23 protein-coding genes are annotated in these 24,358 nt (G+C 62.2%); 11 read left to right on the forward strand and 12 right to left on the reverse strand.

The features are described from left to right. Positions 1-948, reverse strand: coding sequence for an ABC transporter substrate-binding protein (locus tag AC5RVN_RS13090; protein ID WP_494138213.1), 948 nt, complete (start codon positions 946-948; stop codon positions 1-3). A gap of 261 nt (positions 949-1,209) precedes the next feature. Between AC5RVN_RS13090 and AC5RVN_RS13095 the strand changes: the two genes are divergently transcribed. The 8 genes from AC5RVN_RS13095 to AC5RVN_RS13130 all read left to right on the forward strand — a co-directional run bounded on the left by AC5RVN_RS13095 (position 1,210) and on the right by AC5RVN_RS13130 (position 9,848). Beyond that, positions 1,210-1,815: a helix-turn-helix domain-containing protein gene (locus tag AC5RVN_RS13095; RefSeq protein ID WP_494138214.1), complete on the forward strand. Its 606-nt coding sequence runs from the start codon at positions 1,210-1,212 to the stop codon at positions 1,813-1,815. Further along, entirely contained in the window at positions 1,808-2,548 is a 741-nt protein-coding gene (locus AC5RVN_RS13100; protein WP_494138215.1) for a B3/B4 domain-containing protein, read from the forward strand. Before AC5RVN_RS13095 ends, AC5RVN_RS13100 begins: the two co-directional genes overlap by 8 nt. A gap of 1 nt (position 2,549) precedes the next feature. Then, positions 2,550-3,455, forward strand: coding sequence for an EamA family transporter (locus AC5RVN_RS13105; RefSeq protein WP_494138216.1), 906 nt, complete (start codon positions 2,550-2,552; stop codon positions 3,453-3,455). Positions 3,456-3,591: 136 nt separating this feature from the next. Further along, the gene (locus AC5RVN_RS13110; RefSeq protein WP_494138217.1) at positions 3,592-4,488 is read left to right on the forward strand and encodes a dihydrodipicolinate synthase family protein; all 897 of its coding nucleotides are present in this window, start codon (positions 3,592-3,594) and stop codon (positions 4,486-4,488) included. Positions 4,489-4,624: 136 nt separating this feature from the next. Beyond that, positions 4,625-5,692 (forward strand): MFS transporter, encoded by a 1,068-nt coding sequence (locus AC5RVN_RS13115; RefSeq protein WP_494138218.1) that lies wholly within the window; start codon positions 4,625-4,627, stop codon positions 5,690-5,692. A 98-nt stretch (positions 5,693-5,790) separates the two neighbouring features. Next, positions 5,791-6,915 carry an aminotransferase class I/II-fold pyridoxal phosphate-dependent enzyme gene (locus AC5RVN_RS13120; RefSeq protein ID WP_494138219.1) on the forward strand — a complete coding sequence of 375 codons (1,125 nt, stop codon included), beginning with the start codon at positions 5,791-5,793 and terminating at the stop codon, positions 6,913-6,915. 391 nt (positions 6,916-7,306) lie between these two features. After that, complete coding sequence (locus tag AC5RVN_RS13125) at positions 7,307-8,725, forward strand: sugar porter family MFS transporter (protein WP_494138220.1); 1,419 nt, start codon at positions 7,307-7,309, stop codon at positions 8,723-8,725. Between the two features lie 328 nt (positions 8,726-9,053). Continuing rightward, positions 9,054-9,848 carry an IclR family transcriptional regulator gene (locus AC5RVN_RS13130; RefSeq protein WP_494138221.1) on the forward strand — a complete coding sequence of 265 codons (795 nt, stop codon included), beginning with the start codon at positions 9,054-9,056 and terminating at the stop codon, positions 9,846-9,848. A gap of 500 nt (positions 9,849-10,348) precedes the next feature. Here AC5RVN_RS13130 and AC5RVN_RS13135 read toward each other — a convergent pair whose 3' ends face one another. From AC5RVN_RS13135 to AC5RVN_RS13180, 10 genes are all read right to left on the reverse strand, one after another. After that, positions 10,349-11,200 (reverse strand): aldose 1-epimerase family protein, encoded by an 852-nt coding sequence (locus AC5RVN_RS13135; RefSeq protein WP_494138222.1) that lies wholly within the window; start codon positions 11,198-11,200, stop codon positions 10,349-10,351. 109 nt (positions 11,201-11,309) lie between these two features. Next, the gene (locus AC5RVN_RS13140) at positions 11,310-12,833 is read right to left on the reverse strand and encodes an aldehyde dehydrogenase (NADP(+)) (RefSeq protein WP_494138223.1); all 1,524 of its coding nucleotides are present in this window, start codon (positions 12,831-12,833) and stop codon (positions 11,310-11,312) included. A gap of 26 nt (positions 12,834-12,859) precedes the next feature. Continuing rightward, a complete protein-coding gene (locus tag AC5RVN_RS13145; protein ID WP_494138224.1) occupies positions 12,860-13,753 on the reverse strand; it encodes an SDR family NAD(P)-dependent oxidoreductase in 894 nt (297 codons plus the stop codon). Positions 13,754-13,763: 10 nt separating this feature from the next. Further along, complete coding sequence (locus tag AC5RVN_RS13150) at positions 13,764-14,936, reverse strand: mandelate racemase/muconate lactonizing enzyme family protein (RefSeq protein ID WP_494138225.1); 1,173 nt, start codon at positions 14,934-14,936, stop codon at positions 13,764-13,766. Next, the gene (locus tag AC5RVN_RS13155) at positions 14,929-15,825 is read right to left on the reverse strand and encodes an ABC transporter permease (protein WP_377085310.1); all 897 of its coding nucleotides are present in this window, start codon (positions 15,823-15,825) and stop codon (positions 14,929-14,931) included. Before AC5RVN_RS13155 ends, AC5RVN_RS13150 begins: the two co-directional genes overlap by 8 nt. Before the next feature lie 2 nt (positions 15,826-15,827). Continuing rightward, entirely contained in the window at positions 15,828-16,739 is a 912-nt protein-coding gene (locus tag AC5RVN_RS13160; RefSeq protein WP_494138226.1) for an ABC transporter permease, read from the reverse strand. After that, positions 16,736-17,872, reverse strand: coding sequence for an ABC transporter ATP-binding protein (locus AC5RVN_RS13165; RefSeq protein ID WP_494138227.1), 1,137 nt, complete (start codon positions 17,870-17,872; stop codon positions 16,736-16,738). The genes AC5RVN_RS13160 and AC5RVN_RS13165 overlap by 4 nt, the downstream gene beginning before the upstream one ends. A 34-nt stretch (positions 17,873-17,906) precedes the next feature. Further along, positions 17,907-19,118, reverse strand: a complete 1,212-nt coding sequence (locus AC5RVN_RS13170; RefSeq protein WP_494138228.1) for an extracellular solute-binding protein — start codon at positions 19,116-19,118, stop codon at positions 17,907-17,909. A gap of 49 nt (positions 19,119-19,167) precedes the next feature. After that, a complete protein-coding gene (locus AC5RVN_RS13175; RefSeq protein WP_494138229.1) occupies positions 19,168-19,659 on the reverse strand; it encodes a nuclear transport factor 2 family protein in 492 nt (163 codons plus the stop codon). Further along, complete coding sequence (locus AC5RVN_RS13180; protein WP_494138230.1) at positions 19,656-20,378, reverse strand: ribonuclease activity regulator RraA; 723 nt, start codon at positions 20,376-20,378, stop codon at positions 19,656-19,658. Before AC5RVN_RS13180 ends, AC5RVN_RS13175 begins: the two co-directional genes overlap by 4 nt. A gap of 130 nt (positions 20,379-20,508) precedes the next feature. Here AC5RVN_RS13180 and AC5RVN_RS13185 point away from each other — a divergent pair, with 130 nt between their 5' ends. From AC5RVN_RS13185 to AC5RVN_RS13195, 3 genes are read left to right on the forward strand one after another with little or no spacing between them, the layout of a single operon-like run. Next, positions 20,509-21,390, forward strand: a complete 882-nt coding sequence (locus tag AC5RVN_RS13185) for an IclR family transcriptional regulator (RefSeq protein ID WP_494138231.1) — start codon at positions 20,509-20,511, stop codon at positions 21,388-21,390. A 1-nt stretch (position 21,391) separates the two neighbouring features. Next, complete coding sequence (locus AC5RVN_RS13190; protein WP_494138232.1) at positions 21,392-22,216, forward strand: fumarylacetoacetate hydrolase family protein; 825 nt, start codon at positions 21,392-21,394, stop codon at positions 22,214-22,216. Positions 22,217-22,261: 45 nt separating this feature from the next. Continuing rightward, positions 22,262-23,488 carry an L-talarate/galactarate dehydratase gene (locus AC5RVN_RS13195; RefSeq protein ID WP_494138233.1) on the forward strand — a complete coding sequence of 409 codons (1,227 nt, stop codon included), beginning with the start codon at positions 22,262-22,264 and terminating at the stop codon, positions 23,486-23,488. Positions 23,489-23,897: 409 nt separating this feature from the next. Here AC5RVN_RS13195 and AC5RVN_RS13200 read toward each other — a convergent pair whose 3' ends face one another. Further along, on the reverse strand, positions 23,898-24,287 hold the full coding sequence (locus tag AC5RVN_RS13200; protein WP_494138234.1) for a hypothetical protein: 390 nt from the start codon (positions 24,285-24,287) through the stop codon (positions 23,898-23,900). Between the last annotated feature and the right edge of the window lie 71 nt (positions 24,288-24,358).

The raw sequence follows: 24,358 nt of genomic DNA on the forward strand, positions 1-24,358 counted from the left end.
TCAGCCCCCGTGCTGGTTGGCCAGCGGCGCCGGAATAGCCGTCTGGCTCACACCGTACTTGTCCAGGATGGCTTCGTAGATTCCGTTGTCCATCAGCTTCTCGATGGCGCCCAGCACAGCTTCGCTCAACTTCTTCTCAGTTTTCGGGACTCCTACGCCGATCAGGGAGCTTTCATACCCACCGGGGGCTGCCGGATCATCAAGTACCTGAACGCTCGTGTCCTGTGTGGCTGCATAGGCCAGGGCAGGCAGGTCCCCAACGATGGCGGTGATGGCTCCACTGTTCATCGCCAACTGCTCATCCGAGAAAGCCGGGAAAGCCTTGATCTCGACGGGTGCTTTACCGGCGTCTGAACATTTCTGGCTTTGAGTGCCGACCAGGTCAGCCTGCAGGGAGCCGTTCTGCACGCCTACCGCCCTGCCACAAAGGTCATCCAGGGTCTTGACGTCGGAGTTGGTCTTCTTGACCAGAATCCCGGAGCCGGAGCGGGCGTAGTTGACGAAGTCGAGCTGCTGTTCCCGCTCTGCGGTATCAAACAGCGTAGCCATCAGCACGTCGTACTTGCCTGCCTGCAGACCCGGGATCAGCCCGTCGTACGGTTGCTGGGAAAACTCGAAGGGAACACCAAGGGTCTCTCCAATGGCATGGCCAAGGTCAATTTCGAGGCCCACCAGCTCCTCGCTGCCTGGAGCGGCGAACATCTGGTAGGGCGGGAACGGCGCATTCGTGGCAACCCGCACAGATCCAGCGGCGCGGAGCTTTTCAGGGACGAGGGCGGCCAGGGTTTCATCTTTGGTTGCTGCCGGGATTTCGGCGGGGGCCGTTGACGAGCCTCCAGCACTGGGGCTCACAGTGGGGTTGGCACACCCCGAAAGCGTGCCGGCGGCAACGGCAAACGTGAGAGCACTCACGGCAGCGGCCCGAAGGGTGACGGAAAGCTTAGGCATCATTAGTTCTCTACTCCGAGTGTCCTGTCCGACGGTGCCGGATCTCTGGAGAGCGTGGAGCGCTGGAATGAGCGCTCCATCGCCCATTGTGAGCAATATAACACCCATTAGATTACAGTTGTGGTTCATGGCGCAAGACTTAGAGCAATATTTCTCTCACATGAGGCCTGATACTCCCAGGGGGCGGGTCGGCGTTCCGAACGCGCCCACCGCAACCGTCATGAGGGATACAGTGCACCCCAAGTGCAGTATGATGCACTTATGGATATGACTACAACGGCCCTTGCGACGGCTATCGGCGGCCGGGTGCGCAAGGAACGGCAGTCCCGGGGCTGGACGCTTGATCAGCTTGCCGATGTTGCGGGGGTGAGCCGCCGCATGTTGATTAACGTCGAGCAGGGTGCGGTGAACCCCAGTGTGGGGACGTTGTTGCGGCTCAGCGATGCGCTGGGTATCGGGCTGCCTGCACTGGTTGAGATGCCCCGTCCCAGGCCGGTCACGGTGACGCGTCGGGGTGAAGGCGCTGCCCTTTGGACCTCTGCGTCCGGTGGGCGCGGCGTGCTGGTCGCCGGGACTGAGTTCCCCAATGTGGTGGAGCTGTGGGACTGGACAATGGGGGGAGGGGACCGGCACGACAGTGAAGCGCATTTGCCCGGCACAAAGGAGCTGCTGCAGGTACAGGAAGGCTCCGTCTCCGTTGTGGTTGCGGGCGAGACGTTCGTCCTTGAGGCAGGTGACGCTGTTTCCTTCCCCGGTGATGTGGAGCATTCGTATGGCACCGTGGGCACGGAACCGGCGCGGTTCTCCCTGGCGGTTTTTGAACCGGGTGTGGGGTCAGGGCACCGGCCGGAGGTAACTGATGCGTGACGTGGAGACACTTCAGGAGTTTCTGAACGGAGCCCGGGTGGACGCCGCGGTGTACTCGCTGCGACCCGATTACCGGGCCGTTTTGTTAGCGGTGGACGGGCTGGTTCCCGGTCCCAGCGACGCGGCCAGTGAAGCGCTGCTGCAGAAGGCAGAGGCCTCGGCACAAAAAGCTCTGGACGGCCGAGGCGTGGAGGACATTCCCCACGTGCTCGCGTGGCGCGAAGCCTACAAGGGATTTGGAGCCAAACCCCAACGCACGCGCAACAGCCTTGAGGCATTGCTCCGCCGTGCAGCTTCGGGCCTGCCGCGGGTGAATCGGCTGACTGACATCTACAACGCCGTCTCGGTGCTTCACCAGGTCCCATTGGGAGGCGAGGACCTCACCAGCTACATGGGGACGCCCCGGCTGACACGCGCTGCGGGCACGGAGCCGTTCGACACCATCGCCGGTGGTGCTGAGGTGCTTGAGCACCCGGATCCCGGCGAGGTGGTGTGGTGCGACGAGATCGGTGTGACCTGCCGGCGCTGGAACTGGCGACAGGCCCAGAGAACCCAGCTCCGCGAAGACACCACAACAGCACTGTTCATCCTCGACGCGCTCCAGCCCATGACCAATGAGGCGCTCGATACTGCGGCAGAGGACCTGGCCGGGTGCCTGGGAACGCTCGGTCCGGACGTCCTAATCGCCCGCCGTCGCATAGCGGCGGACACTACATCCCAAAAAGGAAACTGACATGCGCATCCGAAGCGCTTTGAACGTCCCTGTCCCGCCGTGGGGACTTGCCATGACGGCGATCCTGTCAATCCAGCTGGGCTCGGCCCTGTCGGTGGACCTGATCAAGGAGGTCGGCCCGTCCGGAACAGCCTGGCTCCGACTCAGCATGGGAGCCGTCATTCTCCTGGCGATTGCCCGCCCGCCGCTGCGTTCCGTCCGCCGAGTCGACGTGCTGCCGGTGCTTGGGCTCGGGATCATGACTGGCGTGATGTCGATCGGGTTCCTCGCAGCGATCGAGCACATACCGCTCGGCACCGCCGTCGCGATCGAATTCCTCGGACCCCTGACGGTGGCCGCGCTCCGCAGCCACAACAGGACGGCACTCGTTTGGCCGGCCCTGGCGCTGCTCGGCGTCATCCTCCTGACCGAACCCTGGCGAGGCGACTTCGACCCGACCGGTGTGGCGTGGGCGGCGCTGGCGGGAGTTGCCTGGGGCCTCTACATCCTGCTCACCCAGCGGATCGGGGACCGTTTCACCGGGATTGGGGCGCTCTCAATGACTGTCCCCATCGCCGCGTTGGTGGCCGCCGTCGTCGGCATACCGCAGGCCGCCGGCCACCTCACCTTCGGGGTCCTGGCCGCAGCGGCCGGGCTCGCCCTCCTGCTTCCCGTGCTTCCCTTCGCACTGGAAATGCTCGCCCTGCGCAGGATGACGCCGACCGCGTTCGGAACCCTGATGGCACTCGAACCCGCTGTCGGCGTCCTCCTTGGACTGCTCATCCTGCACCAGCAGCCCTCAGCGGTCCAGGTCGTGGGCATCCTGCTCGTCGTCCTCGCAGGTGCCGCGGCACAGCGGGGCGGACGACGGCGCCCCACGCCTCCGGAGCAGCGTCCCAGCCCTGCTGAAAGCGACGCCGCACGCTAACTGGCCGCGCTGCTGCTTACACCCCACGGTGTCCCGGTCGCGGCACCCTTCCGGAGGTGCGCTCATTGTTGACCGCTGGCGCTGGGACCGCCGCCGACTCTGCTTTCATCCCGAATCCAATCAAGGAGTTTGAACGATGTTCACTGGCTTAAGCGCTTTTCCACTCACCCCGCTGGCAGACGATGCGGTAGACGAGGCTTCGTTTATTCGGCTGGTTGAAAGGCTCAGTGCGGCGAAAGTCGACTCCATTACCGCGCTAGGCTCCACCGGTTCCTACGCGTACCTGAGCAGTGATGAGCGGAACCGTGTGGCCCATCTGACTGTGCAGCATGCTGGCGGGACGCCAGTAATCGTCGGTATCGGGGCGCTGCGCACCTCTCAGGTCCTGACAAACGCGGAAAACGCCCAGCAGGCCGGAGCATCCGCGCTGCTGCTGGCGCCCATGACCTACCAGCCCCTTACCGATGACGACGTGTTCGAGCTGTTCCGAACGGTCACAGCCAACTCGTCGCTGCCCGTCGTCGTCTACGACAACCCCGGCACCACGCACTTCACCTTCAGCACGGAGCTCTACGGGCGCATCGCTGAGCTACCCAAAATCGCCTCCATCAAAATCCCAGGGGTACCGGCTGACCCGCAACAGGCCTCGGCCCGGGTCCAAGGTATTCGGGCGGTTGTTCCCGAGCACGTGACCATCGGAGTATCCGGAGACGCCCACGCCGCCGCGGGCCTGGCTGCAGGCTGCGATGCCTGGTACTCGGTCATCGGTGGTACTTTGCCCGCCCTGGCCACGAAAATCACACAGGCGGCGCAGGAACGCCGGTACTCGGACGCCCTGACCGAGTCCGAGCGCCTTGAACCGCTCTGGAAGCTGTTCGCCGACTTCGGCGGGAGCATCCGTGTGGTCGCTGCCATCGCCGAGCACCTGGGCTTGGCCCCAAGAGCCTGCCTGCCGCTTCCCATCCAGGGATTTACCCCTGATCAGCGGGACCGTGTTGCCGGGGTCATCGATGCGCTCGGCCTCCACGAATAACACCGGTACCGGCGTTTCAAACTTAAAGAAGCTCCGGGTCCGGGCTCTGGCCCGCTATGTATTCGCCGCCACCCTGGTTCGAAGTGCAGACGGGGGAGCAGTAGTCGCTACCGTGCTGCTGGCACACTCCAGGGGGATGCCTGGCTGGTTGGCTGGACTGCTTGGCGCCTCGATCACCGCACCCCACCTGCTGGGACCGTTCATCGCCCGAAAGCTGGACACAGCCCGCGACGGGCGCAAGGTCATCGCCGCCTCCGCCACACTCCACGGGCTGCTGCTCGGGGCGGCTGCCCTGCTCATGCCGATCGGAGCGTTGTGGCCGGCCGTACTGTTGTTTGCCTCCGGGGTCTTCGGGCCTATGCTCACCGGCGGGATCAGCAGCCGGCTACCTTCCATCGCCGGGCCGGAACAAAGCAGCCAACGCAGGGCCCAAAGCTGGGATGTGGCTACCTACGGGCTCAGCGGGACCCTCGGACCCGCCGCCGTCGCCTGGATAGCAGCAACATCAGACCCCCTGACCGCCACCATGGTCCTCGCCGCGGTGGCCGTCGTCGGAGCCGGCGCCGTCCTCGCGCTCCCCAAACAAGAACCGCCACACCCGGCAACCACGGTGCCATCGCCCGCACAAACTCTATGCCTTATTTGGACTAATGGCCCTCTTCGCCGGACCCTGGGGCTCACTGTAACAGTGGCGTTCTCCGTTGCCGCTCTGCCCATCTACGCAGTGACTATCGCTCCGGTATTGGGCGGGGGCCCAGCCGCGGGTTTACTCGTCGCCGCCTATGGTGCTGGCAATCTTCTGGGATCGGCTGGCCTCATGCTACGACCGCTCCGTGGCGACGCCGACCGGCTCATGAGCCTCCTGGCCGTCCTCGTAGCGGCAGCGCTAGCGGCAGTCATCTTCACCTCAACCCTGCCTGCATCACTTATCGCCTTCTGCCTGGCAGGGGTTGTCAACGCGGTGTTTTTCGCAGCTACTCTCGCTGCCCGAAGTGAGTTTGCGCCCATCGAATCCCGTGGGCAAATTTTCATCTGGGTCGGAGCGCTCAAGATCGCCGGGGGAGCAGCCGGAACAGCTAGCGCCGGGGCGATAGCGGGCGTTGCCGGCTGGGCGCCTCCCGCTCTGGCGACAACACTCACCGCAATGGCCGTAGCGGTCACAATCGTCGAAAGACTCCGCCGACCGCTGTCACTACACGGGTAAAGCCAAAGACAACGGGCGAACACTGTTGCTCGGGCTGCCCCTCCCAAGTTTCCGACACAGAGAAGCAATGATTCGATCTTCTGAAAAGAGGCAATGCCATGCACCTTCCTCCGTTCCTCATTGAGCGCATGTTCGCAAAGCACGAATTCACCGCGCGGGTAAACCTCACCGGTTCCGACACAGAGGCGCTGTCGCTGAACGAACTATGGCAAGTAGCGCCCGAGCGAACCCGGGCCTGGTACGAGTCGTTGACACTTGGATACACCGAGTCGCCCGGCCACCCGGAGCTGCGCGAGCTGGCCGCTCAGGCCTCCGACGTTGGATCCGGGTCGAACGTCCAAATCTTCGCCGGCGCCACGGAGGCCGTGTTCGTCCTCTTGAACGCGGTTCTTGAGGCGGGCGATCACGTGATTGTCATTGGTCCGACGTACCAGCTCCTGATCGACGTTCCGCGGGCAATCGGTGCCGACGTGACCGAGGTGCGCCTCCGCCGCGAGAACGGTTGGGAGCTCGACATCTCTGAAATCAAGCACGCTGTACGGCCCAACACGCGGCTTATCGTCACAAACTTCCCCCACAATCCCACCGGAGCCCTACCCGAGCGGGCGGTTTTCGAGGAACTCATCAATCTCGTCGATGGGACCGACACATTCCTGCTCAGCGACGAAATCTACCGGGGGATTGAGCTTGATCCGCAGCGCCAGCTCCCGTCTGCGGCGGCCATGACGCCCAACGCCATCGCAGTTACGGGAGTATCCAAAGTGCTGGGCATGGCCGGCGTCAGGATCGGCTGGACCGTAACGCAAAACGCAGGAATCACCGACAAACTCCTCGATTACCGCTACTGGACCACCTTGGCCACCAGCGCCCCGAGTGAAGTCCTGGCCATCGCAGGTCTCCAGGCAGCACCCGCCCTTCTGGACAGAGCCAACACCCTCGTACGTACGAATTCCTCGGCCCTTGCCACGTTTGTTGCCTCGACGCCCGGCTGGGATTGGATCCCCCCGGTCGGTGGCACCTGCGCCTATCCGTGGCTGCTCAGCTCCAATGCAGAAGCTTTCTCAGAATGGCTTGTTAAGCATCACGGAGTACTCCTGGCTTCCGACGTCATGTTCCAGCACACCGGGCAGCACCTACGCTTTGGTTTGGGACGGGCACAATTCCAGGATGGAATTTCTGCTCTCGAGCAGGTCTGGCCGGGATGGCTGGGCGCTGCGTCCTGACTCCGCGGCTGATTCGTTGATGTTGTAGGTGTTGAGGGTTCGCAGGCTGGGCGGTTGACCGGAGACCTGGGCGGCTGGCTTGGTCCAAACCGGTGGAAAGGGTGCGGGCGAATGTTCTCTCAGCGTGTTGGCACCCGGGCTCCCTTTCAGGGGCCGAAGGACAGAATGCTCGTCGCCCTGCTTCAAAAAGTCCCGCCGCCCATTTGGGCGGCCCAGGGCGGTCTTACCCTGCACTGCACAAACTGACCTACGCCGTGACTCACGTCCTGCTGGGCGCCCGCCCGTGGTTGTGATCGGAGCAACAATCAGTTAACGTATTTGCAGACGTAATCCCGGTCAGTGTGCATGCATCCCACTAATCGGGACAATTCATGGTTCATATATCAGCAAAATGCTTGGCGCAGGAAGGTTTTCAATGTCATTTGTTACCAAGGCGCCAGCCACGAAGGGACGGACCAGCCCGGTACCGAAGCCCGCCCTGATTTACTTCTTCGGTGCCCTGGGCGGCATCCTCTTTGGCTACGAAACGGGGATCATTGCCGGAGCTTTGTCCTATATCTACAAGACCCCGGGATTCCCCCCAAACGCCCTGACCACGGGCCTGATCGTTGGCGGAATTTCCATCGGTGCCATTGTTGGCGCAGTCAGTGCCGGCAGGTTGTCCGACCGCATCGGCCGTCGACGTGTCATCCTGATTCTCGGCGTTATTTTCATTGTGGGCTCCTTGGCCTGCGCCGTCGTGCCAAACAACGAGGCCCTTATTGCCGGGCGAATCTTCCTCGGACTTGGGGTGGGTGGATGCTCTGCGCTGGTGCCGGTGTATCTGTCCGAAATGGCACCCGCTAAGGCGCGGGGCCGTCTGGCGGGCCTGAACCAACTGATGATCGTCACCGGTCTGCTGCTTGGCTACTGCGTTAACTTTCTCCTCGCTCACACTGAAGACTGGCGGCTCATGCTCGCCAGCGGCGCTCTCCCCGCGCTGCTCCTTGTCGCCGGCCTTCCCTTCCTGCCAGAAAGCCCGCGCTGGCTAATGACCAAGGGCCGTACAGAGGAGGCGGCGCGCCTGCTCTACGCCACCCGGTCCGCGGAGGAAGCGGCTTCCGACATTGAAGCGATCACCCGCGTGGAAGCCAGAAGCTCACACAGGGAACTCCTGGCCAAATGGGTACGCCCGGCCATCATCGTCGGTGTTGGTATTCCCATTCTTTGCCAGGCCACTGGACTGAATATGGTGACCTACTACGCTCCAACGATTTTCGAAAGCCTGAATCTGCCGCACGAAAATGCTCTGATGTTCACGATCATTCTCGGAACCATCAAGGTAGTTTCCGTGGCGGTCGGACTGCAGTTCATCGACCGCGTCGGCCGCAGGACCCTGTTGGTTGCCGGAAGCGCATGCATGGCCCTCTGCATGGCCGCCATGGCCTTCGAAGCGAGTAAGGGCGATCAAGTTGACCCGATGTCGATGCTGATCGCCATGGCCGTCATGTTTGTCAGCTACTCCCTAACCTGGGGGCCGGTTAACTGGGTTTTGCTCGGTGAGATCTTCCCCCTCCGCGTCCGCGGGGCGGCCATGGGCATGGCAAGCATGGTCACATGGTTCGCGACGCTCGCCATTACCTTCGGCTTCCCCCTGCTGCGCGAGTCGCTGGGCCTGGCAGGGACGATGGTCCTTTTCGTGGCATGCAATATCGCCGGATTCTTGTTCTGCCTGAAGTTTGTCCCTGAAACGAAGGGACGGAGCCTGGAGCAGATCGAGCAGGACCTCCACGACCGCCACGACACCAAAGTTGCTGCCACAGCACAATGAGCTCGCGTCGGACTCCGGCTAAGGCAGGTGCGTAAGGAAGGGAAACGCGGAGCACAAGCATGCGGACCTCGCGGCTCTGACCGTCGAGTCGTCGGAGGAAAGCATTAATGGAAGGAGACTGCCGGTTGGGTCGGTGGCCGTTGTGTGTACTGGAATCTTGAGTTGAAGACATCGGCCAGGTAGTCCCGGTAACCGGGACTAGGATGTTTCAGGGACTATAGAGATAGGTCGGACCGGCCTATGGGGTCCCGAACCTAGGTAGCGATGCTTCGAGCTCCGTGCAGACTCGAAGGGCTATCCTGCACTGAACTACCCGAGAGGGAACGATATGGCGTCCACCACGACGATGGGGAAGGGTTCTCTGGACCGGGGCCTGGAACTGTTCAACCACCTTGCCCGCAGCAAAGAAGCTTCCACGGCAGAATTGGTCAAAGCCCTGGGCATGAGCCGCAGTGCAACGTATCGGTTGGTGGAGCGGCTGCATGAGGATCAGTACATCATCCAAACCCCAACCGGCCAGTGGAGGCTCGGGCCGTCCATCGCCCGGCTCGCGATGGCTGCGGTGCAGTCCGTCGAAGTAATGGACGTTGCACCGGCGTTACTCCGGGCGTTGGCTCAGCAGACGCGCGAGAGTGTAAGCCTCGGGGTACTCAATGGTCATGAAATTGTCTTCGTCTATCGCGAGCTTGGCCCCCAATCCGTCCGGGTAAGTGCCGAACTGGGAGCCCGCCGTCCGCTGCACGCAACGTCCATCGGTAAGGCCTACTTATCAGGTCTGGGAGAGCATGAGCGATCAACCCTGTTGCGCCAGCTCCAGCTCAGCCCCCACACTCCCCATACCATCACCTCAAGAGCGACCCTGGAAGATGACATCCAGCTCTCGCTGGAGCGGGGCTGGACAGAGGAACACCAGGAGTTCGATCTCTCCAGTACCTGTTGCGGCGCCCCGATTTTCGACCACTCAGGACACGTCGTGGCAGCGATCAGCGTTGCCGGACCTGCCAACCGAATGCAGGAGCAGACTGGTACTTTTGGTCCCTTGGTTTCGGCAACCGCGGCCGCCATTTCCCGCCAGCTGGGATATGAACCGCGAAATCCAACCACCCAGGCGCGCGCTGTTTAAGCCTCCCATGCCTGGTGTTGGTCTATCGAAAGTTGCCTCCATTTCAGGGCCGGCAGGAGTGCGGTGCCCGTAATTTTAAGCCAACTGTCCGCTGTGTGCTGGTGACGAACACAGGGAATGGTCTGTGAGGACGCGGTCGACATGGTCTTGGTGCCTGGCGCCGGTCGAAAAAACCATAGCGCACTCTAAAGAGCCCCTTTATAGAGAGACCAAGGGACGCTATTGATTTCGGCATACAGCACGGACGAGCCAGCCGTCCTCGTGGTGGAACATTCGTCTGCCACCTCCGTAGGTCAGGTGAAGCCAGAGTACGCGTCGATCGTGTGTGTAATCGTCGACGACGCCGCGTGCGATGACGAGGTCGTTGTCGAGGACTTCTATTTCCTCGCCGCGGCTGAGGCCTCTCCAATGGGACATATCGAGAGTCATTGTTGTGGCAGGCCTTCCATGGTTTTCTTCTCTCGTGCTGCATCGGTGGTGGGCGTGCTTCCAGGGCGATGTTAGGGATGGGTGGTAACTCGGCAGCTGAAGGTTCGTTCTTCACCCGGTTGGACAAGCATTTGTCCAGGGCTTGTCAGTACTTCCCCGCGATGTGCCGCGGATACGGGCAGGCCTGCCCACGGCTCGAGGCAAACGAAGTTCGCACCTGCCTGCTTCCACACCGTGAACTGCGTAAAGTCGTCGAAGGCCAGGTCTAGTAGCGGCCCGTCCGGCGAGACGTACCGGACGGTACGGCTTTTCACTGACTCAAAAATGATCGCTCCGTCAGCGAAAAGGTCTTCAGTCAGAGTAAGGACCTTTTCATGCAGCGGTGTCGGATGACGGGCAGCGGTGAGCTGCACCTGGGCATCGACCCGCCGGATTGCGTCGGTTTCCTCCTCGGGAAAAAGAAGCTCCCATCCCGGGGACGGATCCCATCGGAAGGCCGGGTGCCATCCGAGGGATGCAGGCATGGGCGCTGGGCCCGTATTGGTGAGTGTAAAGGTGAGGTTGAGTGAGGGCCCGTTGAGCGAGCAGCAAATTGCCAACGAAAAGGGAAACGGAAACATTGCTTCTGTTGCCGGGCTGTTGCGGAGCAGGAAGCGTGCCGTGCGGGCGGTGGTTTCCAGGACAGTGAATTGGCTGTCTCGTGCGAATCCGTGCTGTGTCATCGGGTAGCTCCGGCCATCGTGGTGCAGCACGTCATTGGCGAGCCGTCCGATAATCGGGAACAGGACGGGGGCGTGCCGCGGCCATTGCGGTCCTGCTGACCAAAGCAGTTCCTTGCCGGTGCTGTTCTGGAGGGAGACCAGCTCCGCGCCGTGGGAGTCCAGTACGGCGCGAAGCTGGTCGGTCTGGAGATGTACTCTCATCAGTCCGTTTCCGGGCTGGTGCAAAAATCGCAGTTGTCCGGGCATTGCCATTCCGGTGTTTGGTAGGCAGTGTCTTCTTGCCGGATGAGAAGGAGTTCTGTGCTCATGGTCAGGCCGAGGGTTGTGGAAGGCTCAGCTGCCCGTTGACCCGGGTGGGAACGATGAGGTTTCCGTCCTTGAGCTCGTCGGGGAGGACGGTTGCCGGGGCATCCTGGTAGGTGACCGGGCGCAGGAACCGGCGTACGGCGGTTGCTCCGACGGAGGTGTGCAGGGAGTTGGTCGATGGCCAGGGCCCGCCGTGGGTCTGGGCCCAGCTGACACTCACGCCGGTGGGGTAGCCGTTGTAGATGATGCGGCCGGCCCGAGCTTTTCCGAGTTCTGTGAGCCGTTGTGCCAGGTCGTCATCGTCTTCGCCGAGGTGGATGGTCAGGGTCAGGGAGTCCTCGATCATCGACAGTGCCTGTTCGAGTTCTGGCAGCGTCGCGTAGCGGACGATGATGGCGGAGGGTCCGAAGCATTCTTCAACAGTCTCCCGCCGCAGCCGGGAAGCGTCGATGCTGTAAACGGCGGGAGTAACGCGGAATCCCCCCTCGGCAGGGGCTTTACCGGTGGCGACCCGATCCACGTCCTCCTGATCGTCCAGGGCGCCGGTGATGGCAGCGTAGCTCTCGAAAATTCGGCGGTTCAGCAGGGGTGAAACGTTGCTGGAGGACAGTTCGTGGCTGAGCCTGGAGACGAGAATGTCGCCTTCGGGGCTTTGCGGGACGAACACGACGCCCGGTTTGGTGCAGAGCTGCCCGGCGGAGGTCGTGATGGAGGCTGCAAGACCGGCTCCGATGTCGGCGCCCCGCTCGGCCGCGGCATTGGGGGTGACAATCAGGGGGTTGAGGCTGCTGAGCTCACCGTAAAAGGGGATGGGTTGTGCCCGGCGGCTGATCGCTTCCATGAGCGCGGTCCCGCCGCCAAGGGAGCCCGTGAAGCCGACAGCCTGGATGAGGGGGTGGCTGACCAGCGCGGTTCCGGCTTTCTGGCCAAAGACTATTCCCAGGATTCCTTCTGGTGCCCCGTAGTTGGTGGCCGCTGCAGCCATGATGTCGTAAGAGACTTTGGAGGTGCGGGGGTGGGAACTGTGCGCTTTGAGCACGACCGGGCAACCGGTCGCGAGGGCTGATGCTGTGTCGCCGCCGATGACGGAGAAGGCAAAGGGGAAGTTGCTTGATCCGAAGACGGCCACGGGGCCGATGGGCTGGAGGATGCGGCGCAGGTCCGGACGCGGCCCCATCGGAGTCTCGCCGGCGGTGTCGATGGCCGCTTCGAGGTAGCTGCCTTCAAGTAGGACTTCGGCGAAGAACCGCATCTGGTAGCTCGCCCGTTTGAGTTCCCCGGTCAGGCGGGCCGGGCCGATGCCTGTCTCTTCGTCAGCGGCCTTTATGAGCTCTTCCGCGTTTAGGTCCAGGCTGTCCGCGATTGCCTGGAGCAGCCCGGCACGGCCCGTTCTGCCGATGGTCTCCAGATAGGGGAAGGCCTTGCCCGCGTTCTCGACGATGCGGCCCACGTCCGCCGGAAAGTTTTCTTCTGCTACCGGGTCCAGGCGGGCTCCGGTGTAGGGGTTGGTGCCTGCAATGGTGGTCATGATGCTGGGGTCCTTGGCTCTGGGGGTCAGTGGAAGAGTGTGGCGGGAACTGTTGCGGCGTTTCCCGGGTGCATTACCGGCACGCCTTCGACTTGGGGTGCGCGGCCCTGGGCCAGCATGCCGCCGTCGATGTTGAAGGTTTGTCCGGTGACGAACGCTGATTCAGCGGAGGCCAGGAAGATGACGCCGGCTGCGATGTCTTCGGGTGTTCCTGCGCGGCCCAGCGGGATCTGGGCGGCGCGCAGGTCCTTTTTGCCGTCCCACATGGGCGGTTCTCCCTCGACCGCGATTGCGCCGGGGCGCAGGGCGTTGACGCGGATGCCCCAGGGGGCGAGGTCAACGGCGACGGCGCGGGTGAAGGATTCCATCGCGCCTTTGACGGAGTCGTAGGGGATGTGGTTGCGGTGGGCGCGTTCGGCTCCGTGGGAGCTGATGTTGATGATCGATCCTTTCTTGTCCTGGGCGGCCAGGGCGCGCGCTGTTCGCTGGGTGCAGCCGTAGAGCATGTTCATGTTTTTGCTCACGAACAGTTCCCAGTCGGCTGGTTCCACTGACAGGAAGTTGCCCCATGCGGTGTCGCCGCAGCGGACGTAGGCGTTGTTGACCAGGATGTCGACTGTGCCCAGGGCTTCCTCGGTTTCGGCGAACACCCGGTCGACCTGGGTGAAGTCGGACATGTCACCGATCGCGGCGTATGCTTCCACGCCGGCGTCCCGCAGCTCCTGCACGACGGACTCGGCCGCGGCCGCGTCGACGTCGTTCACGGCAACGCGTGCGCCTTCGGCTCCGCAGCGGATCGCGATGGCACGGCCGATGTTTCGCCCTGCTCCGGTGACGAATGCAGTGCGGCCGGTGAGGGAACCGTGCCCGGTGGTGATGTCGGGGGAGGCCCAGGTGGTGTTGGCTTGCTGGTTGTTCATGCCTTCTCTTTCACGGGGAGGTGATGTCCAGTGTGTGTGTGGGCAAAGCCCACATCCGCACTGCATCTTCGTTGATTTCGATGCCGAGGCCGTTCCCTGTCGGAATGGTGACCTGGCCGCTTTGAGCCAGTATCGGCTCCTTCAAAACGCCTTCACGGAAGGGATTTTCTCCCCGGTCGTATTCAAGCAGCGGCGGGTAGGCGTTCCTTTCACCGAAGGGTGATGCCGGGAGGGTGGAGAGCAGTTGCAGGGTGGCGGCCATCAGGACGCCGGTTCCCCAGACGTGGGGGGCGACGCGGAGGTTCCACGCGGTGGCCATTTGGGCGATGACCTTGGCCTCGGTGAACCCGCCGCAGACGGAGAGGTTGGGCTGGACAATGTCGATGCGTTTTTCCGCGATGTAGTCACGGAAGCCGAACCGGGTGTACAGAGCTTCTCCTGCGGCCAACGGAAGGTCCGTGTTGTTGCGCAGCATGGCCCACCCGTGTGTTTCGTCCGGGGGCAGGGGCTCCTCGATCCAGTAGGGACTGAAGTCCTTTACCTCACGCAGTGAAGCCAAGACCGTGTCCACCGTTGCGTTGGCGTTGTAGTCCACCATGACCAGCCCGTCCGGACCCAGGAGGTCCCTGGTGATGGCTGTGCGTTCCACGTCGTCACGGATGCCGGAACCGACCTTGATTTTCGCGGCAGTGAAACCTTCCTCGACGGCTTCTTCGATGTAGTCCCGAAGGATCCTGTTGTCGTCTGATTCATGGTAGTAGCCGGTGGAGGCGTAGGCGGTGACCTCATCACGGACCCGTCCACCGAGCAGGGCCGAGACCGGAAGACCGTACGTTCTCGCGGCAGCGTCCCACATCGCGGTGTCCAGGCCGCTGATCGCCGCAACGTGAAGTCCGCCCTTGGTCAGGTGGTACCCGGCGTTGAGCCGGCTCAACCAGGCGCCTTCCCTGAGTTCCAGTGGCTGGCCGATGACCGTGTGGGCGAGATCCTCCAGGTGGGCGGAGACCACACGGGGCGGCCCGAAGGACTCCCCCCAGCCCTCGATGCCGTCGGAGGTCGTTATCTTGACCAGAGTCGCAGTTCTCGCCGCGACCCTGACCTTGGAGGTGCCGAATCCGCCGTCCTTCAGCCTGTGCTCGAGCGGAAAAATTTCGATCCGCTCGATCGTACTCTGCCTAGTCATCGTCTGCGGCACCCTTCACTTGTCCGACAATCTGGGTGGGATTGACGAAGCGAAGCGCGATCATCAGCAGTACCGAGGTCATTACCGTGTAGATCACGGCCATGGCATCAATGGTTTGGGCGCTGCGGATTCCGGTGGAGAACGCGGCCGAGTACAGGGCGACGATGAGGGTTTCACTCTTGGGCCCTGCCACGAGGAACGTCAGTTCGAACATGGCCACGGTCCGGACCAGGATCAGCACGCCCGCGGCCAGAATTCCGGGGGTGAGCAGCGGCACCAGGACCATGCGGAACATTTTCCAGGTGTTCGCACCGCACATGCGGGCCGCCGACTCGAGGTTCCGATCCAGCTGGCCGATGAACGGGGTCATCACCAGGATGACGAACGGCAGGGCAGGCACCAGGTTCACCAGGATGACGCCGGTGAGGGATCCGGCCAGCTGGAGCTGGTACATCAACGTTGCCAGCGGCACGCCGTACGTGATCGGGGGGAGCATCACGGGCAACAGCATGAGGAGCATGACCAGCTTTTTGCCGGGGAAGTCCCGCCGGGCCAGGGCGTAGGCCGCGGGAACGCCGAGGGCGAGCGATAGCGCCAGGACACTGAAAGTCACCTGGAGGGTGGTGATGAGGACGTCGGCGAGGTTGAATTCCTGCCAGGCCTGACCGAACCACTCGACCGTGAAGCCTTCGGGGAGTGGCCCCCTGAACCAGGTGGTTCCGAAGGCGTTGACGATGACCGAGAGGATGATTCCGGCCAGGTTGAGGAGGAAGAATCCGACGGCTACCCAGACTGCGATCTGGAGTAGTGAGCGCTTGTTCTTGGTTGGGGCGGCCGGGTTGTCGGTTGACCGTCGGGATGTTGATGGGGGAGCGGTTGTGGTTGTCATGATCAGCCCTTACCTCCTGCTGTGGATCCTTCGTAGAAGCGGCTGCGCAGGACCAGGACCGCACCGATGATGACCATTTCCACTACGCCCATGATGACTGCAATCGTGGAGGCGAGGGAGAAGTCATATTGTTCGAACGCTGCCTGGTACGCGGCGATGGACAGGACGCGGGTGGATCCGGTGGGTTCGCCCACGAGGTTTGCCGAGGGGAAGACGCCGAATGCCAAAACGAAGGTCAGACAGAAGGTCATTGCCAGACCGGGCGCGAGCAGCGGCATCACGATGTACTTTGTCCGCTGCCATTTCGTAGCGCCCAATGTCGCCGCTGCCCGTTCCAGTGTCGGGTCGATGCCGGAAAGGTACGACAGCGTCAGCAGGAAAGCGAACGGGAAACCGGTGATGATCAGGGAGAACAAAACCCCGGCGTAATTGTAGATAAGCCGGACGGGTTCATCGACAAGTCCGATACCCAGGAGCACCTGGTTGAACCACCCTGTGGGGGAGAAGTAGCGCAGCAGGCCGTCGGCCACCAGAACTGTACCCAGACTCACCGGCAGCACGAGGATGGCCGTCAGGAGCCGCTTTCCCTTGAACTTGCGGCGCATCTGCATCGCGATCGGAACGGAGGCCCCGACGTTGATCAGCGCAGCCGGCAGTGCCAGGGCCAGCGTCTTCCATATGGTGGAGGACTGGAACGGGTCGGTGAAGAAGTTCACGTAGTTCGCGAACGGTCCGCCGCCGTTCAGGGGGTCCATTGAGATGCTGACGCCGTAGAACATCGGGTAGACGAACAGGGCTCCAAGGATCAGGACGGCTGGCACCAGCAGGACCAGCAGAGGATCGATGCCGCGGTCTGCCAGTTTGTGCCGGAAGTTCAGCTTGGGGGCATCGTTGCGGTTGGTCAGGGTGGTCACGAAAAGACCTCTTCTTGCACGGCGGCAGCGGCCTGGACGACGTCGTCGGAGCATTCGTCTCCGGTGAACAGCAGTGCGCTGTAGTGGGAGAAGCCCACCTCGAAGGTATCGCCGGCACGGACGCGGTCCTTGAGCCGCAGGTGAATTACTTCCCCGGCTTCGGTGACGCCCTCTACAACGAACGTGTGTCCGGAGAATTCGACGACGACGGCACGGACCCGCAGTGAGTTTCCGTCCACGGGGCCGAGCTGGAAATCCTCCGGCCGGACGGCCATGATGGCCCTTCCGTTCTGGATGGGACGCTGCGCGGTGACCTGGAAGGAATTGCCGTGCGAGCGGACTCCGACGATTCCCTGTTCACCAGCCGAGGACGTGGTCTCGACAGAGAACAGGTTCCGGAAACCCATAAAGGATGCGACGTAGGTGTTGATCGGCCTGTTGTAAACCTCTTCGGGAGGTCCAACCTGATCGACTTTTGATCGGCGCAGGACAACAACGCGGTCTGCCAGGGCCAACGCTTCTTCCTGATCGTGCGTCACATAGATGGTGGTGAGCTTCAGGCTCTGGTGCAAACGCCGGATTTCCGTGCGCATCTGCAGCCGAAGCTTTGCGTCCAGATTCGATAGCGGTTCATCCATCAGGACCAGACGGGGACGGAGGACCACGGCACGTGCGATGGCCACGCGCTGCTGCTGGCCACCGGAGAGTTGGCCGGGGAGCTTGGAGGCGTGCTCCTGCAGGTCTACCATGGCCAGCGCCTCATCGACCCGGGTACGCATTTCCTGCTTGTTCACGCCCCGGACTTTAAGGCCGAAGCCGACGTTGTCGCGGATGCTCAGGTGGGGGAAGAGGGCGTAGTTCTGGAAGACCATGCCGAACTCGCGCTTCTCCGAAGGCAGGGTGTCGATCCTGACGTCGTCCGCCCAGATGGCGCCTTCGCTGAGCGGAAGCAGGCCGGCCAGGCAGCTCAGTGCTGTGGATTTTCCGCAGCCTGAGGGGCCTAGGAGGGCGATGAACTCGCCACCTTCGATGGTCAGGTCAAGGTGATCAAGGGCTGTTATGGGGCCGAATTTTCTGGTGACGCCTTGGAGCCGGAGCTGGCCCAGTTCGGGTTTTGCGGTAGTGGTGTTCACGTTCGTTGTCTCCTTTGACTAATGCTTGCGCCGGCTACTTTTGCTGTACTTTGGCGCCGCCGACGTTGCGGTCCCACAGATCAAACGCGGAAACCATGGCATCAGCTTCGAGGGGGATCTCCAGCGGCTGGCTCTTGATCAGCTCGTCGTAGATGGGGCGGCCAAATTCCTTGATCAGGTCCTGGCTCTCCTGCGGGGCCATGGTCAAGGGAACATCCTTGACGGCCGGTCCCGGGTACAGGTAGCCCGAATCGTAGGTGAAGGCCTGCTGCTCAGGTTCCAGCGCGTACTTCATGAAGTCCAGGACGACGGCCAGGCGCTGGCCTTCGATGCCCTTCGGTGCGGTCATGAAGTGTCCGTCACCGACCCAGGTGAAGTCGTTGAACGCGCTGACTTCCATCTCCGCCGGGACCTGGCCGATGGCGCGCGGGTTGATGTCCCAGCCCGTAGTAGTGGGAATCATCCAGCGGTTCCCCTGCGCCAGTTCAGTCATGGTCTGCGCCGTGCCGGTGGGGTAGTAATCGATGTACTGGTTCAGTTCCGCCAGGTAGGCCCACGTCTTTTCCCAACCGTTAACCGGGTCCTTGGGGTCCTTGTCGCCGAGCATATACGGCAGGCCCATCAGGAACGCGCGTCCAATGCCCGAGTTGGCCGGGCGGGCGTAGAAGAACTTGTTGGGGTTGGCTTTTGCCCAGTCGAGAAGCTCCTGGGGTGTCTTGGGCGGGCTGGGCACCTTTGCCGGGTCGAACTCCAGCAGCGGGCCGCCCGGGTAGAAGACAAAGGACAGGCCCTTGCCCTGGGCGAGCTCCTGGAACTTGCTGACGTTTTCGTCGTAAATCTCGCTGGGTTCCGGAAGGTTGTCTTTCTGCTGGCCGAGAAGGTCGTACCAGACGTCCTGCTTCAGACCCGAGGCCATGCCATCAGAACCAGTCAGGACGAGGTCGATATCCAGCCGGCCCGCCTTTTGCTGCGCCTGAAGCTTTCCGACCAGTTCGGGGGCGTTGACCTTTTGGAAGGTGAACTCCTTGACAAGCTCCGGGTGTTCTTTCTGGTAGTTGTCGAAAATTTGCTGGCTGAGTTGCAGGTTTCCGGCGACGTCGACGACGTTGATCGTCAGCGGTTCGCTGGGCAGGACAACTTCACCGGCAGGGGTGTCCGCGGCGCCCGGGGCTTTAGGGGCGCTGCATCCGGTGACCAGCATGGCGCCTGCCATGGAAATGGCGGCGAGGGTTTTCAAATACTTCAATGGAGTCTCCGTTGTCTCGTGCCCGCCGTTGTGGCGGGCTGAAGCGATTTCAGGCGTCAGCGGTTTCGCTGGCTATGGGGCGGGGGACGGGGCATTCAAGGTGATAGCCGCGGCCGGCGTAGTCGAACCCTTCGAGCTCGGTGACGGTCACCCCGGGGTGCTGGGCCGCGGCATAGTATGCACGGATTTCCTTGATCAGGCCCGTCTTCTCGTCGAAGACGTACCATTCATCGCCCCGAAGGATGGTGCCTTCAAGGGTTTTGTAGTGCGTCCATTCGATGACGGCCTGGTGCGACTCGGGCGCAACGACCAAGCGGTCGATAGTCCATGCCGAGCCCTTGGTGGCAACAAAATGCGCCCAACGTTCGGCGATCAACCGGTTGCCGTGCCAGGCCCCCCCATACATGCTTGGGGGGAAGTAGTGGACAGCATCTTCGGTGAAGCATGCGGCCATTTTCTCTACGTCGGCTTCGTTGCAGCCAACAAAGTAGGTCCTGATCAAAGCTTCGTACTGAGCGGCGAGGTTGGAAGGAGCATTCATCGTGATGCCTTCCATTCCTGGTACTCGGCCATCGTCTTGTCGTTCGGGGGGTAGACGCCCAGCAGGGACTCTCCGTTGTGTACCCGGGTATGAAGGTAGGCCTCGCGGGTTTCCTGTTCCAGTGCGTCCTCGGCGATGACCGGGGCCAGTGAGCGGGGAACGATGATCACGCCATCGGGGTCCCCCACAACGATGTCACCGGGATAGACGGCGACGCCGGCGCATCCGATGGGAACCTGAAGATCGGCCACGTGGAAGCTGGTGAGGCGCGTAGTGGCGGTGATGGCCCGGGCATAGGTCGGAATGTCGAGGGTTTCCAGGACGTAGCCGTCACGGAAGGCGCCATCGGTGATGAAAGCCTTCGCACCGCGGTGCATGGCGCGGGTTACGAGCATGTCACCTGCGGACGCGGCGCTGATGTCGCTGCGGCTGTCGATGATCATGACGTGGCCGGGCTGAAGCTGTTCGACACCGGCCCACTGAAGGTTGTCCTCATCGGCGAGTCCCTCAAGGGTGTCGAGGTCCTCGCGGGCAGGGATGAAGCGCATCGTGAACGCCTCTCCTGCGAACGGTTCCTTGACCTGACCCACAGGTGCCACTCCGACCAGGAACTGCTGCCGCAGGCCGTGCTTGAACAGCTGGGTTGCCAGCGTAGCGGTGCTTACCTTCTTCAGGGTTTCCAGGACCTCCGGGTCCACCTGCTGGGATTGGATGCTCAATTCCTGCTCCTTTTTCGCTTCAAAAGTTTCATTCTCTGGGAAGCCGTCTCGTTCAACGGGATTCCTGTTACGATCGATGCTAGGCAGGAAACAAAGAAATACCTAGCGGATTGTGAGGTGAAGCACCGGAATGAGCGAACTTATCGAGCAGCGGGACAATATCCGCCGCGAAGTCCCATCCAGTGAGACGAAGGAGGGTGCGAGTGGGGCGAAGGACCAAGCGGCTGCTTCGGCTCTGGACCGGAGTCTTTCCATTCTTGATTTCCTGGCGACGACCCGGGGAGCGACGACCGGGGAGATTGCGGCAGCCGTCCACGTGAGCCGCAGCACCACGTACCGGCTTGTGGAGCGCTTGCGGCAGCGTGGCTACGTTGATGACATCGGCCATGCCGGGATCTGGCACCTGGGTCCGGCCGCTGCCCGCCTGGCGCTTGCCGCCGTGCAGTCAAGTGATGTCGCTCAGATTGCGCCGGAGTACCTGAGGATGCTTGTCCAGCAAACCCGTGAATCAGTCAACCTTGGCGTCCCCCGCGGTACGGAGATGGTTTTCATCTACCGGGACAAGGGACCCCAGACCGTCGCCGTTCATGGCGACGTCGGGGCGCGGAGGCCTATGCACTGCACGTCCGTTGGCAAGGCATACCTGGCCGCCCTGCCACAGGAGGAGCGGGAGCAAATCCTCTCCAAGATGGTCTATCACCGCTTCACACCGCACACCATCACCACGAGGGCGGCTTTGGAGGAAGAGATTCGACGCACTATTGAACGCGGCTGGTCCGAGGACCATGGTGAAATCGACCCGTCGAGCACCTGCTGCGGCGCCGCCATCCGCGACAACATGGGCCGGCCCGTTGCCGCCATCAGCGTCGCCGGCGTAACCGACCGGATCAGCCCCGAACTTTCGCGTATCGGCGCCGTGGTGGCCAGCACCGCCGAAGCCATATCCCGCCGTCTCGGCTACGACCCGGCCATCAACTACGCCACATCTCCCACCGCAGGAACGAGAAAATAGCTTGAGAATCGCACGAATTTCCCTCCAGCAACGCCCCCGCCTTGCAGTCGAAGACGATGGGGCATGGCGCGTCCTGACCCAGACAGACCTCGCCGCAATCGTGGCAGGGGAAGCACCTGAAATAGATCCCGCCGAGGAACCCCTGAGCCACCCGGGACTGTTGGCCCCGTATCCGGGAGGAACCATTTTCGGGATCGGCCTCAATTACAGGGACACCATCAGGGACATGGGATTCCCGACCCCAGAAACGCCGTACCTTTTCCCGAAACTCTCCTCCAGCGTCGCCGGGCCAGGAGACCCCATCATTCTTGACGCGGACGTGACCACAGAAGCTGACTGGGAGGGCGAGCTCGCGGTCATCATCGGCAAAACGGCCCGCAACATCCCCGAAGAAGGCGCCTTGGATTTCGTCTTCGGATATACGGCGGCAAACGACATTTCGGCACGGGACGTCCAGCGGGCTGATCCCCAATGGGTCCGGGGCAAAGGACTGGACACCTTCTGTCCCATCGGCCCGGTCATCGTCACTGCCGACGAGATTCCCGACCCGCAGAACGTCCGGATCAGGACCTGGGTCAACGGGAACATCGTCCAGGACGGGAACACAGCCGACATGGTCTTCGGCGTCAGGGCGCTCATTTCCTACCTGAGCAGGCACTTCACCCTTCGCCCCGGAGACGTGATTCTCACCGGCACCCCATCCGGGTGTGGCGGGTTCATGACTCCTCCCAGGTTCCTCGCACCGGGTGACCAGACCACGGTGGAAGTCCAAGGAATCGGAAGCCTTACAAACCCGGTGGCAGCGGCATCCGTTCCGGTGCCATGACCTGTGCACGGCCCAACGATAAGCACCGCTAACAGAATCGACGCTATGGCTCCCGAAAATTCGCTGCCCAGAACCACTGCTGCAGACGACAGTCTGATCAATGAACAACATTTCGCAGGGCTTCGTCCCGGCGAAGCAACCACGGACCGGATAAAGGGAATTGATCTGTCCTTGATCATGCTCCCTCTTGCCGCTCCCATCAGCGACGCGAAAGTCCTGACAGGGCGCCAGGAGCCCCTGACGGAAATTGCGTTTCTTTTCGCTGAGATCCACACCGAGGCCGGACTGTCCGGCATCGGCTACAGCTACTCCAAACGGGCCGGCGGCCAGGGCCTCTTCGCCCATGCCAAGGAGATCGCACCGAAACTGCTGGGCGAGGACCCCAACGACATCCAGCGTCTGTGGACCAAGCTGATTTGGGCCGGCGCCTCCGTCGGCCGCAGCGGACTCGCCACGCAAGCCATCGCCGCCATGGACATCGCCCTCTGGGATGTCAAAGCCAAACGCGCAAACCTTCCCCTGGCCAAACTGCTGGGAGCCCACCGCGACACCGTCCCGTGCTACAACACTTCCGGCGGATACCTCTCCATGTCCATCGAGGAAATCCGGGCCAATGCCCAGGCCTCACTGGAACGAGGCATCGGCGGCATCAAGATCAAAGTAGGCCAGCCGGACACATCGCTGGACATCCGACGAGTGCGTGCAATGCGGGAACTTCTCGGGGACGACTTTCCCCTGATGGTGGACGCAAACCAACAATGGAGCCGCACTACAGCCCTTCGCGTTGGCCTAAGGCTGGAAGAATTCGATCTCACTTGGATCGAAGAACCCCTCGACGCCTACGACGCCGAGGGCCACGCTGCCCTCGCCAGGGATCTGGTCACCCCGATAGCTACCGGGGAAATGCTCACCAGCACGGCTGAGCACCGAACCCTGATCCGTGCCGGTTCGGTGGACTTCATGCAGCCGGACGCTCCCCGGGTCGGCGGCATCACCCCCTTTCTGAAAATCATGGCCCTGGGCGAAGATGCAGGAATCCGCATGGCACCCCACTTCGCCATGGAAATCCACCTCCACTTGGCCGCAGCCTACGAGATCGATCCGTGGGTGGAGCACTTCGAATGGCTGGAACCGCTCTTCAACGAACGGCTGCAAATAGGAGGAGGCCGAATGATCATTCCGGCCAGACACGGGCTTGGCATCTCACTCAGCGAACAAGCCCGGGCATGGACGGCGGACCGCGCCAGCTTTGGCGGTACCGGCACCAGCTGACGCGACCCCTCGCCCACAATCCTCACCCGCCTTCCTCCCAAGCCAGCCGCGACCATGATCGCCGAACAAGATTCCGCGATCAGCGGGCTCCCGAGCACCCTTCCCACATCATGGTGAATCCGCTCGCCATTGCTGCAGAAGGCCAGCCGAAAGCCGAAACACGCGGCAGAACGCGCCATCCGAAAGGCGACAAACAGCCCCATCCGGGCATGCGTCCGAAACGCCGATAATGGGGCTTTCGTAAAACTAGCCGTTGCTGGGGCTACTTATCTCCCCGGTACCCCACGGACAGATAGCACTCCCATAGATCATTCATCGCCTTATATAGACGTGCACCGATGGCGTCTAGCTCCTCTGGACTATGCTGGGCGGCCTCCAACTGGCCCACTAACGGTCCCGAAGTAAATCTCTATCTTCGACTGTTCCAAAACGTGGTGGTGCCCCTTATCAGAGAACCACCAACGGTGGCCTGCAGAATCTTGTTGCGTTGTTCTAGAGCTGCCTTGGCTTCAGCCAGCGCGGCCATAGTCGTGGCCTTATATTCCGCGCTGATCGTATTGGATTCGGCCAGGAGTTTCTTCGCGAGCTGAATCATGGACGAAGCGCTCATATTGGCGGTCACGGCGTGTCCAACCGCCGCATTGCTTTCGTTGATCAGTTCTGCGCACAGATCTACAAGGTGCTGCTCCACGTATGCAGCCCATATGGCGATACGGCCTACAGCTGCTTCGCCTTCCTTGGTCATGGCTGTGTATGTACGGTGTTCCGGCCGCTCCAGTATTGCTGACGCTTCGTCCATACTCGTCAGCCTATGCCGCCGTTGTGAGCTTCATTGGGAAAACCGATGCAGCGCCGGTGGCGGCGCTCAGA

The sequence above is a fragment of the Arthrobacter sp. sptzw32 genome (assembly GCF_059089735.1).